Origin of the sequence: Pseudoclavibacter sp. RFBA6 (assembly GCF_002931575.1) — a bacterium.
In the GTDB taxonomy this organism is placed as follows: domain Bacteria; phylum Actinomycetota; class Actinomycetes; order Actinomycetales; family Microbacteriaceae; genus Pseudoclavibacter; species Pseudoclavibacter terrae.
In genome coordinates, this window is sequence record NZ_PSUA01000015.1 from 324,743 (window position 1) to 337,991 (window position 13,249).

Consider the following 13,249-nt stretch of genomic DNA (forward strand, 5'->3'; position numbering starts at 1 on the left):
CTGACCCAGGTACAGAAAGCAACAGCTGTCGCAGACGGCAGCAGCGTCACGGATCACAAAATCAGGCGACAGAGTTGGGCCTAGAGCGGACCTCATCCGGGAGCAATACGAGGGCCCGCTAGATGCATTGCCCGCGCGTGCAGAGAGAATTGCGGCACCGCGCTACCGAGTGCTGAACTTTGCAGCGGGCCAGGGCCTCAGCAGGAGGTCGGATCCCTTGGACCCGCCGTCTCACAGCTCACGACTCGCACGTCAGGACTCGCACCTGAGGTCGCGGCCGCGACTCGCTACTGACGGCTCCACCGCCGCAGACATTCCAGCATCTTCAGATTGCCCCGCTCATCGAGCACAATTCGGCAATCAATTGCACGCGACGAGGCCGGGCGCCCGTCACAACGTCTACATGTAGATAACAGCGGTTGGATTGGCAGCATCGAGAGCCGGCAGCTGCCGAGAATCGGTCAGTGGCTGCGCACAACAAGCGTGCCGCGTTCTGCATATGCCGTGTCTCGACTTGTCCAACCGACAGCCGTTGGCCAATATGCTCCCCGTCAGGGCGGGGGGGCATATTTTCGTGGGGCCCTGCGGCCCGACCGATCAGCGTTTGGCACGAAACGCTGCGGCCGTGCGATTCACGTGAAACGAGGATCGTTCCGGCACGCAGTCGACGCACGTCAGCGCTGCGATCGGCGTGGGCATCGCGGGCTGGGCAATACAGGTCTGAGGGGTCGGCGGCATTCTGCGTTGCTCAGCACGCCGGAATAGCGTGCAACAACGCAACAGCCCTAGCAAGACCGACCGGGAAGTCCATTCCGCATACCAATCAACACTGAGCCGATCCCGACACCGGACACCGACACTCGGCGGGGACCGTAAAGCTAGACCGCCCTCGACCCCACGTTTCGATCGCCAGAATGAGCACGGTGGGTGATTGGTGCTCTGGCGCGCTAACGACTGCACTCTTTCTGCTCCTTCTGCAGCCGCTCTAGACTGGGGTCGCACTACAGGCGAGTGTCCGTTTCACGTGGAACGGCCCGAATATCGGGAGCTGAGTGCGACCACACCACAAGCAATCACTCCAGATATCGGAGTTTTCTCGTTCTGTTCCACGTGAAACCCGATGTCCGCGCTCGAGGGACGGCACGATCGGATCCTGAGCGCCTGGGTGCCTCTTCGGCACGCTGAGTCCTTCTGCGGCCGGCCACCTCGTCAACTTCGGGTTGTGTCATCGCGCATCCATCCCGTAAACCCATGACCCATGACCCATGACCCAACGATGTCCACCGAGATTTGGCACTTCCATGGCCTCTCGGACGAGAAACCCACGGTTCCACGTGAAACATCCTCATACGAACAACGGGATCCAACCGGTTGGGGCGAGACTTCTTGAAGGTTCTTGGTCAGTCCGCGCCCAACCTGCGACCCTGCGCACTCATGAACGACGACCGCCGGTCCTTCATCCGGCATTGTCCCTGAATCGATCGTCCTAGTTCGCACACTGGGGGCCGACCCATCAAATAAGCAAGGATCTGATAACCGATGCCCGCTACGACAACGTAGATTGCCAAGCCTCGTAAATCGCGTGCATACGGACATCCCACGCGCTCTTGCCGAGGGAGAGACAGGCACTCCCCACTCCGCGTGAGTGCGGGGCGGGCAGACAGGCCAGCGGACTGGATGGGTGGGACCAGCCCCAGATCGCGCCTTAGAGCTACGGCAGCAAGTCAGGCCCAATGCATGTGGGGAGGCGATGGCCGGCGTCTGCGACAGAGCTGCACTCCGACCTCGACGCTGCTTGGGTGACGAGAACCTGTTGTGCACGCACGCGCCCATGCCTGTCAGCTCTACCCAGCCTCGGATTCTCGAGACAACGTCGCCGAGACCCTCAGGGCATTGCAGCTCAAAGGACCACGAATACCTCCAGGTCGCTGGCGCGTAGAGCGGGTGTCAGCTGCGCGACCCTTCAGGACGCAAACACTGAGACCCGAGGGACGCGGGTGCGAGGAAATCTCCTATGTTCTCGCAGTTTCTCGATGACCGCGCGTTGGGGATGAATCCGCGACGTGTTTCACGTGGAACGAGAACAGAATCGCCTCTTTGTCGCGAAAAACGCCAACAATGAGCAGAAAGAGCTGCTCTCTTGGCAGAAACTGCGATGGGTGCGCGCATTCGGAGACACATCACTACTCTGCGCGCACGACGACGCCGATTGGTCAGATACAGATCGTTCCCGGCTGCGTCGAGACCTCCGAGGTGAGTCGAGACAGCGCCCTCAAACCGGGGTTCAAGCCCTCTTGCATCAAGCCATATCGATATAAGTCAAAATTGCAGCCGAGGGCGCGGAGCGATCGATCTAGTCGACCGTTGCGCGGATGACCCGCGTGGCCTCAGTATCGAGGTTCTCGCCAAGCTCCTCGACTCGAACATCCGTGAGGCCGAACTTTCGGATCGCCTTGCTGGCCTTCTCGATCTCAGCTTCAGCCGATCGGCCCTTGAGGAACACGAGCTCGCCGCCGGAGCGAACAAGAGGTACCGTGATCGGGATGAGCTTGCTGAGCGCAGAGACGGCCCGCGCGGTCAGCTGATCGAAGGTGAACTCATCGTGCACCTCCTCGGCTCGCGCACGACGCACCTGCACGTTCGTGAGAGCGAGGGCATCCACCTCACGCTGCAACCACTCTGTACGCCGCTCCATGGGCTCAATCAGAACGAAGTTCACGTCGGGACGCGCAATAGCCAGCACGAGGCCGGGAAGACCGGCGCCTGAACCGATATCTCCGACGAGCCCGGGACGCAGCAGAGGAGCCATGAGTACTGAGTTGACGATGTGTCGAGTCCAGAGGCGGGGGTATTCGAGCGGACCGACGAGCCCGAGCTGCTCACCGTATTTCGCGAGGTCAGACGTGAACGCACGAGCGAGTTCGATCCGGTCCTCGAAGAGCACCTTCGCGATAGCCGGCTCGATCTCGAGTTCAATCGGGTGGTCAGTCATACGGCATGCCCCTCTCGCAACGTGAATATGTCGACGCAGTCGCGAATCGCGATCGCGGTCAGTTCATGCCAGTTTGACACGATGGGCTTCTTGACAAGACGGGACAACCAGGATCGACGGCCTGTCTGTGGATAAGTCTGTGCATAACAGCGAAGCGACGCCGGCAACATGGCCTTCTCCGGGGAAAGCGACGCTGACCTGGGGTTTTACCCGTAGGGGTCATTCCGCGCCAATTCCCCAGATAATCGCCTGTGGAAACTACTGTGGATAACTCCGCGCGTCAGGCCGAGGGTGCCGGGCGGATGACTGTGTGACGCTCACGCGCTTCGCCTTCCGACTCAGACACGTAACCGCGCTCGGAAACGATGTCGTGCACGATCTTGCGTTCGTACGAGGACATCGGAGGCAGGGCGGCGGACGAGGCGCCTTCCTCGATGCGGGTGATTGCCCGGTCGACGAGCCCGGCCAGCTCGCCCCGCCGCGCATCGCGTGAACCGCCGATGTCGAGGATGAGCCTTGAGAATTCACCCGTCTCCGCCTGCACGGCGAGGCGAGTCAGATGCTGCAGCGCATCCACCGTCTCCCCATCAGCCAGCTTCGAGAGGTTCGACTCTCCGTCGGAGTTCACCGAGATGTACGTGCGCGACTCACGAACCTCAATATCGAGGTCACCATCCACATCGCTGATGTCGAGCAGCTCTTCGAGGTAGTCGGCGGCGATGTCCCCGTCGTCGCGGATATCCGACGTCTCTGCGTCAGCGGGGACGGCCTCGGAGGTTGCTTCAGTCATTCGGGTTCCTTAAGAGAAAGAGAGGGGACGAGGCGAGGGGAAACTACTTCTTCGCGGGCGGGGTGCTCTTGCCAGATGCGCCACCTGCGCCGGGCTTCCCGCCCGTTGCCTTCTTCTTGGCTCGGTTCTTCGAGACGGGCTGAGCACGCTGAGCCGGCTGCTGCACGGGGGCCTCCACGATGACGTTCCCCTTGGAGTCCTTGCGCTCCGGCTCAACCCACTTGCCGCGAGCCTTCAGGCGCTCCTCACGAGCCTTCGCAGCCTCAGAGCCGGGAGTGGGCATGTTGCGGATGATGATGTACTGCTGACCCATGGTCCAGAAGTTCGAGATGAGCCAGTAGGTCATGACACCCAGCGGGAACATGACACCGGACACGAGGAACGTGAGGGGCAGGATGTAGAGCAGCATCTGCTGCTGGCGGTACATCGGCGACTCCTTGGTCGCCTGCGACACGTTCTTGGAAGTGATCTGCTTCTGCGTGATGAACTGCGAGACCGTCATGACGACGACCATGACACCGGCAAGGATCTGGACGCCGACGTTGCCATCGTTGTTGAGGAACGTCGCACTCAGAGGAGCGCCCCAGATATCCGCCTGCGAGAAGGACGTCGCGAGCTCCTGGTTCAGCGCGCCTACACCGACCGTGTTGTGCTGCGCCCCGTTGAGCACGGAGAAGAGACCGAAGAAGATCGGCATCTGCACGAGCAGCGGCCAGCAGCCCGCCATCGGGTTCGAGCCAGTCCGCTGGTAGACAGCCATGGTCTCGCGACGCATGGCCTCCATCGAGAACTGGTCGCGCTTGCCCTTGTACTTGTCCTGGATCTTCTTGATCTCAGGAGCGACATCCATCATCGCGCGCTGGGACTTCACCTGCTTCACCATGAGAGGGATCATGGCGGAGCGGACCACGAGCACCAGGCCGAGGATGGCGAGGATCCACGTCCAACCATCAGTGCCGTTGAGACCGAGCGTCGTCCACAGCGTGTGGAAACCGACCAAGATGAGCTCGATGACCCATTTGATCGGCCACAAGATGGTTCCGAGGATATCCATGAGTGCGGTGACGTCTTTCTCTTAAGTTCCGCTAGTGCCCAGGACGACGAATCCGCGAGCAGTAGTGGTGGTGGTTCGGTGTTCTGGCTCAGGCACGTCGTCAATGCCTCCAGCAGCCCAGGGGTTGCAGCGAACGAGTCGTCGCCCGGTGAGGAAGCCGCCCCGGAGGACGCCATGAACCTGCACAGCTCTTAAAGAGTACGCGGAGCAGCTGGGGTGATACCGGCAGACGTCACCGTAGAGCGGTGAGATCACCAAGCGGTACGCGTTCAGCAGTGCGATGACCACGTTCCGGGGGACGAGCGCGGCTCGTCGAACGGCACGCACGTTCATCTCCCCGACTTCGACGCACGAAGATCAGCGTCGCTGGGCGCACCGATTCGACGCACGCCGCGTAGCGACCCGAATCTCGCACGCTCGCGTAGATCATCGAACCCGAGCTCCGCCGCTTCCGGATGAACCCGATACACGATGTCGAAGCCAGGACCGATCTCAGGGAGCAGCTCCCTGGACACCGCCTTGAGGCGCCGACGAATGCGATTGCGCACAACGGCCACACCTACCCGCTTCGAGACAATGAAGCCGAATCGGGTAGGTGTGTCATGTTGTTCGCGCTCGCGCACGCTGACCGTGATTCCTCGAGCACCTACACGAACCCCGCGTCGAACGATGGCCTGATAGTCATCGCCCTTGGTGACGCGGTTCGCGTAGGGAAGCAAGAAGCTACGCGGAGAGCTCGGTGCGACCCTTGCGGCGACGAGCCGAGAGGATCGCGCGACCCGCACGGGTGCGCATACGCAGGCGGAAGCCGTGGGTCTTCGCGCGGCGGCGGTTGTTTGGCTGGAAAGTACGCTTCGACATGAGAACTCCGGAAGATACGACCCGATCGGCGGACGCCGTACGGATTTTCACAAGTGCCCTACCGAAGGGCACAACTGCCTTAACCTACGTGACCCGGGCCCGGCAGTCAACTGACGCCAGAGGGCCGGCATTATGTTCACACCGGTGCTCGGCAGGCGCTCGACATGCCGAATCCTCCCAAAGCGATTGGCGCGCGTGGCGATCCGGCGTAGGCTGGGCCCCTACCTCCGCGAGTTATGCACAGGCACCCGCCTGTTTGTCCACAGAAGTTGTGGATATCTCACCGGGTAGATCACAATGACTTGCGCACCAGTGCCACACGGCCGGTGCGTTGACCATGCTGCGAGTGTGCAGCCACGAAGACGCGGTCCGCAGAGATGCGGTCTCGTGAAGTACAGAGGGACGGGGGAGTGCTTCGGTGGCCGACCCGGTTTCGGAGACGTGGCAGACGCTGCTCTCCACACTGCGTGAAGACGATCGCGTTCCCGCTTCCCTCCTCGGGTTCCTCGGACTCGTCGAAGCCAAGGGAGTGATGAGCGGCGCGCTGCTGCTCGAAGTCCCCAACGACATGACCCGCACGATGATCGAAACGCGTGCGCGCGTGCCGATGCTCGCGGCGATCGCGGAGCTCGACGAGTCCGACATCAAGACGTTCGCGGTGCTCGTCAACCCGGATGCGGCTCCGCGAGCATCCGTCAGCGACCCACTCGACTCGCACGACTACATCGAAGTCGCTCCGCCGCGGGCCACGCCCGCCCCGACCAGCTCGGTGACCGTCGTCGAAGCAGAATCCGTCGGACACCATCCGTCGTCAGATCAAGGCGCGCGCACGCAGCCCGACCCTGAGTCCCGACTCAACCCGCGGTACACGTTCGACAACTACATCATCGGTGGCTCGAACCGATTCGCGCACGCCGCGGCCGTCGCCGTCGCCGAAGCGCCGGCGCGTTCATACAATCCGCTGTTCGTATACGGCGGCTCCGGACTCGGCAAGACGCACATGCTCCACGCGATCGGCAACTACGCCGAGTCGATCTACCCGGGCATCCAGGTCAGGTACGTCTCGAGCGAAGAGTTCACGAACGACTTCATCAACTCCATCGCGAACAACCGGACGCAGTCGTTCCAGGCGCGCTACCGCGACAACGACATCCTGCTGATCGACGACATCCAGTTCCTCCAGGGCAAGGACTCGACGCAGGAAGCCTTCTTCCACACGTTCAACACCCTGCACGAGCACAACAAGCAGGTCGTCATCACGAGCGACCTCCCCCCGAAGCAGCTGACCGGCTTCGAAGACCGGATGCGCTCCCGATTCGAGTGGGGCCTCATCACCGATGTGCAGTCCCCCGATCTGGAGACGCGCATCGCGATCCTCCGCAAGAAGTCGCAGGTCGACAACCTGCTGATCCCGGACGATGCGCTCGAGTTCATCGCGGCACGGGTCTCCTCGAGCATCCGTGAGTTGGAGGGCACACTCATCAGAGTCACCGCCTACGCCAACCTCAATGGCGAGAAGGTCGACCTGGCGCTGGTCTCCACAGTGCTGAAGGACCTGGTGTCCGATCAGGACACTGGCGTCGTCTCACCCGTCGACATCATCAACCGGACGGCTGCGTACTTCCAACTGACAGTCGACGACCTCTACGGATCCTCGCGATCGCAGGCGATCGCCACCAGTCGGCAGATCGCCATGTACATCTGCAGAGAGATGACGAACCTGTCCCTCCCCAAGATCGGGCAGCTGTTCGGTGGGCGAGACCACACGACGGTGATGTACGCGCACCGCAAGATCACGAAGCTCATGACCGAGCGCCGCGACGTCTACAACCAGGTCACAGAGCTCACCGCGCGCATCCGCCAGAACGGAAACGGACGCTCCTGAGCACCCTCCAGCTCCGCATCACGGGCCCTCGTGGACGGATGCGGAGTTTTTCCTGCCCTCAGGCCCTGTGGATAACTTGTGGATTGTGGAATCGACACGCGAGCACGGACTGTGGAAAACGCGCTCGGCGCTGTGGAGTCCGAGAAGTTGTGCACCCCAGTGCTCGTCAGCGTGCACAGGGCGTCCACCGCTCCGCCACAACTTACATTTTTGTAGTTCCCATGCGGGCGCTGGGGAGTACTGAGTTATCCACAGTGTGCACAGCTGTTAATACGATGATGACAAGAAATCTATTGATATTGGGCGAGTCGATGACATTGGTGAACGGTGGTCGGCCGACGCTCGGTGGACTGGTATTTTCGCGTGCGCGACGACGAGCTCGTGCCGTGGGAAGCAGCACAGGATGCTCTGACGCTCGGGCGCAACACACGGAATCTGGGCGGCTACCATTGGGTCATTCCAACGAGAGGAACGCCTAGTGAAGTTTGTGGTCAACCGTGACGTCTTCAGCGATGCGGTGTCGTTTGTCGTCAAGCTTCTGCCTCAGCGCCCGACCCTCCCCATCCTCAGCGGTGTTGTCGTCGAGGTCGGCGACGCAGGGGTCACGCTCTCGTCATTCGACTACGAGGTCTCCAGCCGCACCAGCATCGACGCTGATGTGCAGGAGCCAGGAGCCGTCCTCGTGCAGGGACGCCTCCTCGCTGACATCGCGAATCGACTTCCTCAGGCTCCCGTCGAGCTGAGCCGCGACGACTCCGGAGTTGTCATTCGCTGCGGCAGCGCGTCGTTCCACCTGCCGACGATGCCGATCGAGGAGTTCCCGAGCCTGCCCGTCGTCGAAGGCGCGAGCGGTTCCATCGCGGGTGACGTGTTCTCGGAGGCGATCTCCCAGGTCGCGGTCGCAGCCTCCCGCGAAGACGTCGCCCCCGTGATCACGGGTGTGAACCTCTCGCTGCAGGCCGATTCGATGAGCCTCGTCGCGACCGACCGCTACCGTGTCGCAGTGCGGACCATCGAATGGCAGAGCTCCCTCACGGAGACCGAGACAGCTCTCGTGCCAGCCAAGACGCTCGCCGAGGTCGGCAAGTCGCTCGGCAGCTCCGGTGAGATCACGATCACGCTCGTTAAGGACGACATCCGTGAGCTCATCGCCTTCTCCGCTGGCAACAAGACCGTCACCTCGCTCCTCATCAAGGGCAACTTCCCCGCAGTGGAACGCCTCTTCCCCGCTGAGACGCCGCACTACGCAGTGCTCACGGTCAGCGACATCGTCGACGCGGTTCGCCGCGTTCAGCTCGTGCTCGAACGCGAGGCAGCACTGCGCTTCACGTTCACGACCGAGGGACTCCACCTCGAAGCGCTCGGCAGCGAGCAGGCTCAGGCAAGCGAGAACCTCGACGCAGTCCTGCACGGCAACGACATGGTCGTCTCGCTCAAGCCTCAGTTCCTGCTGGACGGAGTCGGCGCCATCCACTCGCCGTTCGTGCGCATCGCCTTCACGAACTCCGAGAACCCCAACAAGCCGGGACCCGTGCTGCTCACGAGCCAGACCTCGCGCGACGAGGGCGAGTCGACGAACTACCGCTACCTGCTGCAGCCGAATCTGCTCATGCGGTAACCAGTGCACGTCACCCGTCTGCAGCTGCACGACTTCAGGAACTACGAGTCCGCGGATCTGTCGCTCGGCCCCGGCGCTCACCTGTTCGTCGGGTCGAACGGCCAGGGCAAGACCAACCTCGTCGAGGCGATCGGCTACCTCGCAACGCTCGGCTCGCACCGAGTCTCCAGCGACCAGGCGCTCGTGCGCTTCGGCCAGGAGTTCGCCGTCGTCAAGATGGAGCTGGCTCACGAGACCCGCTCGCTGCATCTGGATGTGCAGATCGCGAGCTCCGGTGCCAACAAGGCGAGGGTCGGCGGCCAGAATGTCAGGTCCCGTGACCTGGCTCGGTACTTCGCGAGCGTGCTGTTCGCGCCGGAAGATCTCACGCTCGTGCGTGGTGAACCGGGGGCCCGGCGCCGGTTCCTCGATTCCCTGCTCGTGACCCATTCGCCGAAGCTCGGCGGCGTGATCGCTGACTACGAGCGGGTCCTCCGCCAGCGGAACTCCCTGCTTCGGTCGATGCGTGGCCCACGATCGTCGGAAGCGATGATCGCGACCTTGGATGTGTGGGACGAGCGGATGCTGGAGCTCGGCTCCCAGATCATCGCCGAGCGGCTGATGCTCTGCGATCGGCTGCTTCCGCACCTTGCCGGTTCGTACCAGCGTCTGGTCGGCGCTGACCACCGGCCGACGCTGTCGATGCGCGTCTCCGCCTTCGGCCACGCTGCCTCCGTCATGGGCGACGCCGATGGCGAGGGCGCGGAGGTCGAAGGCGGCGAAGTCACGACGGCGGAGATCCGCGAGCGTTTCACCGCGCAGCTCGCCGCGATGCGTACCCGCGAGATGGAACGAGGCGTGAGCCTCGTCGGTCCCCACCGTGATGACGCCGTGTTCTGGCTCAACGGTCTGCCGGCGCGAGTCACGGCAAGTCATGGTGAATCCTGGTCGTTTGCGCTTGCACTCAAGCTCGCGGCCGCCGAATTGGTGCGCAGCGAGTCGCGCGCGGGCGATCCTGTGCTCATCCTCGACGACGTGTTCGCCGAGCTCGATGCGTCACGCCGGTCCCGCCTCGCCGAGGCGATCGGTGATTTCGAGCAGGTCCTCATCACGGCCGCGGTCCTCGAGGATGTTCCTGAGGGGCTGCGCTCGCAGATCATCCGGATCAGTGCCGGAACGATTCAGACGGGCGACGTCGATGAGTGAGGGCGCTGAGGTGTACGCGCGCTTCAAGGAGGTCTTCGGCGGGAAGACGACGTCCCTTCGCCGGCGCCTTGCGGCAAAGGCGAAGGATGCGGAAGGCACCGAGCTGTCCGAGCCGTTCGGCTTCGGACGGGATCCCGTCGCCGCTGGATCGGCCCTTGCCGCCCTGACCAGGCAATTCGGTTGGAACGGACCGCTCAAGCAGGCGGAGCTGATGGACGCGTGGCCCGAGATCGTGGGCAAGGAGACGGCGGCGCACTCCACTCCGCTGCACATCGAGGATGGCGTGCTGCTGGTGCAGTGCGACTCGACTGCGTGGGCGACGCAGCTCCGGGGGATGCAGACGATGCTGCTCACGAACCTCACGGAGAGGTACGCGGAAGCGAAGGTCGAGCGCATCCGCTTTCTGAACCCGGGTGCCCCCTCGTGGAAACGCGGTCCCAGATCGGTTCCAGGGCGTGGTCCACGCGATACCTACGGTTGACAAGGCAAATACGGTACGTCCCCTCGTTTTCGTCGCTTCACGCTCCATTTTCGGGCCTCGAGTCGTGTTCCTTGGTAGACTGAACAGTCGCTGGATCCGCGTCACGCGAGTTTGCTCGCAACGCGGATCTTGCATGTCGCCACACAGCAAGGAGACGCCCGAGTTATGGCACCAGAAACTTCCGACCCCGAGAACACGACTGAGACGCCAGACGACGCTCTGCAGTCGGACGGTCCAGGAACGTCGGAAGGCCAGGAGGGGGCTCCCGCCGAGGTGGTCGAAGCCCGCTCGCAGAACGATCGGGTTGAGAACGACTACGGCGCAGGCCAGATCCAGGTGCTCGAGGGGCTCGAGGCCGTTCGCAAGCGCCCCGGCATGTACATCGGCTCCACGGGTCCCGAGGGACTTCACCACCTCGTGTACGAGATTGTGGATAACTCTGTGGATGAATCGCTCGCGGGCTACTGCGACGACATCCAGGTAACGCTGCAGGATGACGGAGCCGTCCGCGTTCGCGACAACGGCCGAGGCATCCCCGTCGAGATGCACCCGGTCGAGGGAATCTCCACGCTCGAGGTCGTGCTCACCAAGCTGCACGCCGGCGGAAAGTTCGGCGGTGGCGGCTACGCGGTCTCCGGCGGTCTCCACGGCGTGGGCTCCTCCGTCGTGAACGCCCTGTCGTACCGCCTCATCGCACAGGTCAAGCGCGATGGCTTCGAGTGGGAGATGGACTTCGAGAACGGCGTGCCGACCGGGAACATCCGGAAGGGCGAGCCGACCGAGGACACCGGAACGACCATCACGTTCTACGCGAACTCCGAGATCTTCGAGACCGTCGAGTACGACTTCGAGGTGCTCCGCGCGCGTTTCCAGCAGATGGCCTTCCTCAACAAGGGCCTGCGCATCTCGCTCGCCGACGACCGCGACCAGTCGACCCTCACGGGCGACGGACTCGCGGCACAGATCACCGAGCTCCAGGACGAGACTGCCGCTGACGTCGACGACGCCGAGCGGACCGAGACCGGCGAGCCGAAGGCCGTCACCGAGTCCATCGAGATCCCGCAGAAGCGCGCGCAGACGTATCTGTTCGAGCGCGGACTCGTCGACTACGTGCAGCACCTCGTCAGCCGTCGCAAGAAGCAGCCGGTGCACGAGGAGATCATCGAGGTCAACGCCGAGGACACCGAGCGCAAGATCTCGCTCGAGCTGGCGATGCAGTGGATCGACTCCTACTCGGAGTCCATCCACTCGTTCGCGAACACGATCAACACGAAGGAAGGCGGCACGCACCTCGAGGGGTTCCGGGCCGCCCTCACGACTGTTGTCAACCGATACGCGCGCGAGAAGAACCTCATCAAGGAGAAGGACGAGAACTTCTCAGGTGAGGATGTCCGCGAAGGACTTGCCGCCGTCATCTCCATCAAGCTCGGCGAACCGCAGTTCGAGGGTCAGACGAAGACGAAGCTTGGCAACACCGAGGCCAAGTCGTACGTGCAGCGCATCGTCGGCCAGGCGCTCCAGGACTGGTTCGACCGCAACCCCTCGCAGGCCAGGGACATCATCCGCAAGGCCGGCCAGGCATCCGCTGCCCGCCTCGCGGCACGTCGCGCACGCGAGCAGACCCGACGCAAGGGCCTCCTCGAGACCGGCGGCATGCCGGGCAAGCTGAAGGACTGCCAGTCGAAGGACCCGACACGCTCCGAGGTCTTCATCGTCGAGGGCGACTCGGCCGGTGGCTCGGCAGTTCAGGGGCGCGACCCTGAGACGCAGGCGATCCTCCCGCTGCGCGGGAAGATCCTGAACGTCGAGAAGGCACGCCTCGACCGCGCCCTGCAGAACAACGAAGTGCAGTCGATGATCACCGCGTTCGGCGCCGGCCTCGGCGACGACTTCGACCCTGACAAGGTCAGGTACCACAAGATCATCCTCATGGCAGACGCCGACGTCGACGGCCAGCACATCACGACGCTGCTGCTGACACTCCTGTTCCGCTACATGCGTCCCCTCGTCGAGCTGGGCTACGTGTTCCTCGCGCAGCCCCCGCTCTACCGCATCAAGTGGTCCAACGCGGCGCACGACTTCGCCTACTCGGACCGTGAGCGTGACGCGATGCTCGCGGACGGCAAGGCGGCCGGCCGCCGCATCCCGAAGGACAACGCCATCCAGCGCTACAAGGGGCTCGGCGAGATGAGCTACCAGGAGCTCTGGGAGACGACGATGGACCCCGCCGTGCGCACGCTCCTGCAGGTCAAGGTGAGCGACGCAGAAGCGGCTGACGCCGTGTTCAGCACGCTCATGGGCGAGGACGTCGAATCGCGCCGGACCTTCATTCAGCAGAACGCGCACGACGTGCGCTTCCTCGACATCTAAGGCACACAGGCAC

11 protein-coding genes are annotated in these 13,249 nt (G+C 63.2%); 5 read left to right on the forward strand and 6 right to left on the reverse strand.

The genetic code is table 11. The annotated features are described in order from the left end of the window. Positions 1 to 2,353: 2,353 nt before the first annotated feature. The 6 genes from rsmG to rpmH all read right to left on the reverse strand — a co-directional run bounded on the left by rsmG (position 2,354) and on the right by rpmH (position 5,697). On the reverse strand, positions 2,354 to 2,992 hold the full coding sequence (rsmG, locus tag C5C17_RS16245) for a 16S rRNA (guanine(527)-N(7))-methyltransferase RsmG (RefSeq protein WP_104254423.1): 639 nt from the start codon (positions 2,990 to 2,992) through the stop codon (positions 2,354 to 2,356). A gap of 280 nt (positions 2,993 to 3,272) precedes the next feature. Then, positions 3,273 to 3,782, reverse strand: coding sequence for a R3H domain-containing nucleic acid-binding protein (locus C5C17_RS16250; protein WP_104254424.1), 510 nt, complete (start codon positions 3,780 to 3,782; stop codon positions 3,273 to 3,275). Positions 3,783 to 3,825: 43 nt separating this feature from the next. Further along, on the reverse strand, positions 3,826 to 4,836 hold the full coding sequence (gene yidC, locus C5C17_RS16255) for a membrane protein insertase YidC (protein ID WP_104254425.1): 1,011 nt from the start codon (positions 4,834 to 4,836) through the stop codon (positions 3,826 to 3,828). Between the two features lie 21 nt (positions 4,837 to 4,857). After that, entirely contained in the window at positions 4,858 to 5,169 is a 312-nt protein-coding gene (yidD, locus tag C5C17_RS16260; RefSeq protein WP_104254426.1) for a membrane protein insertion efficiency factor YidD, read from the reverse strand. Then, the gene (gene rnpA, locus C5C17_RS16265; RefSeq protein ID WP_258066255.1) at positions 5,166 to 5,621 is read right to left on the reverse strand and encodes a ribonuclease P protein component; all 456 of its coding nucleotides are present in this window, start codon (positions 5,619 to 5,621) and stop codon (positions 5,166 to 5,168) included. Before rnpA ends, yidD begins: the two co-directional genes overlap by 4 nt. After that, positions 5,560 to 5,697 (reverse strand): 50S ribosomal protein L34, encoded by a 138-nt coding sequence (rpmH, locus tag C5C17_RS16270; protein ID WP_068484134.1) that lies wholly within the window; start codon positions 5,695 to 5,697, stop codon positions 5,560 to 5,562. Before rpmH ends, rnpA begins: the two co-directional genes overlap by 62 nt. A 418-nt stretch (positions 5,698 to 6,115) precedes the next feature. On the opposite strand from rpmH, the gene dnaA reads away from it, so the two are divergent. The 5 genes from dnaA to gyrB all read left to right on the forward strand — a co-directional run bounded on the left by dnaA (position 6,116) and on the right by gyrB (position 13,236). Then, positions 6,116 to 7,582, forward strand: coding sequence for a chromosomal replication initiator protein DnaA (gene dnaA, locus C5C17_RS16275; RefSeq protein ID WP_104254428.1), 1,467 nt, complete (start codon positions 6,116 to 6,118; stop codon positions 7,580 to 7,582). Between the two features lie 478 nt (positions 7,583 to 8,060). Continuing rightward, complete coding sequence (gene dnaN / locus C5C17_RS16280) at positions 8,061 to 9,200, forward strand: DNA polymerase III subunit beta (protein WP_104254429.1); 1,140 nt, start codon at positions 8,061 to 8,063, stop codon at positions 9,198 to 9,200. Between the two features lie 3 nt (positions 9,201 to 9,203). Further along, positions 9,204 to 10,385, forward strand: coding sequence for a DNA replication/repair protein RecF (gene recF, locus C5C17_RS16285; protein WP_104254430.1), 1,182 nt, complete (start codon positions 9,204 to 9,206; stop codon positions 10,383 to 10,385). Continuing rightward, positions 10,378 to 10,866, forward strand: a complete 489-nt coding sequence (locus C5C17_RS16290; RefSeq protein WP_104254431.1) for a DUF721 domain-containing protein — start codon at positions 10,378 to 10,380, stop codon at positions 10,864 to 10,866. The genes recF and C5C17_RS16290 overlap by 8 nt, the downstream gene beginning before the upstream one ends. Positions 10,867 to 11,031: 165 nt before the next feature. After that, positions 11,032 to 13,236, forward strand: coding sequence for a DNA topoisomerase (ATP-hydrolyzing) subunit B (gene gyrB / locus C5C17_RS16295; protein ID WP_104254432.1), 2,205 nt, complete (start codon positions 11,032 to 11,034; stop codon positions 13,234 to 13,236). The last annotated feature ends 13 nt before the right edge of the window (positions 13,237 to 13,249 follow it).

Excerpts from the sequence above, each read along its gene's own strand:
- rsmG (WP_104254423.1), bottom strand. The coding sequence starts at position 2,992 with ATGACTGACCACCCGATTGAACTCGAGATCGAGCCGGCTATCGCGAAG.
- C5C17_RS16250 (WP_104254424.1), bottom strand. The coding sequence starts at position 3,782 with ATGACTGAAGCAACCTCCGAGGCCGTCCCCGCTGACGCAGAGACGTCG.
- yidC (WP_104254425.1), bottom strand. The coding sequence starts at position 4,836 with ATGGATATCCTCGGAACCATCTTGTGGCCGATCAAATGGGTCATCGAG.
- yidD (WP_104254426.1), bottom strand. The coding sequence starts at position 5,169 with ATGAACGTGCGTGCCGTTCGACGAGCCGCGCTCGTCCCCCGGAACGTG.
- rpmH (WP_068484134.1), bottom strand. The coding sequence starts at position 5,697 with ATGTCGAAGCGTACTTTCCAGCCAAACAACCGCCGCCGCGCGAAGACC.
- C5C17_RS16290 (WP_104254431.1), top strand. The coding sequence starts at position 10,378 with ATGAGTGAGGGCGCTGAGGTGTACGCGCGCTTCAAGGAGGTCTTCGGC.
- gyrB (WP_104254432.1), top strand. The coding sequence starts at position 11,032 with ATGGCACCAGAAACTTCCGACCCCGAGAACACGACTGAGACGCCAGAC.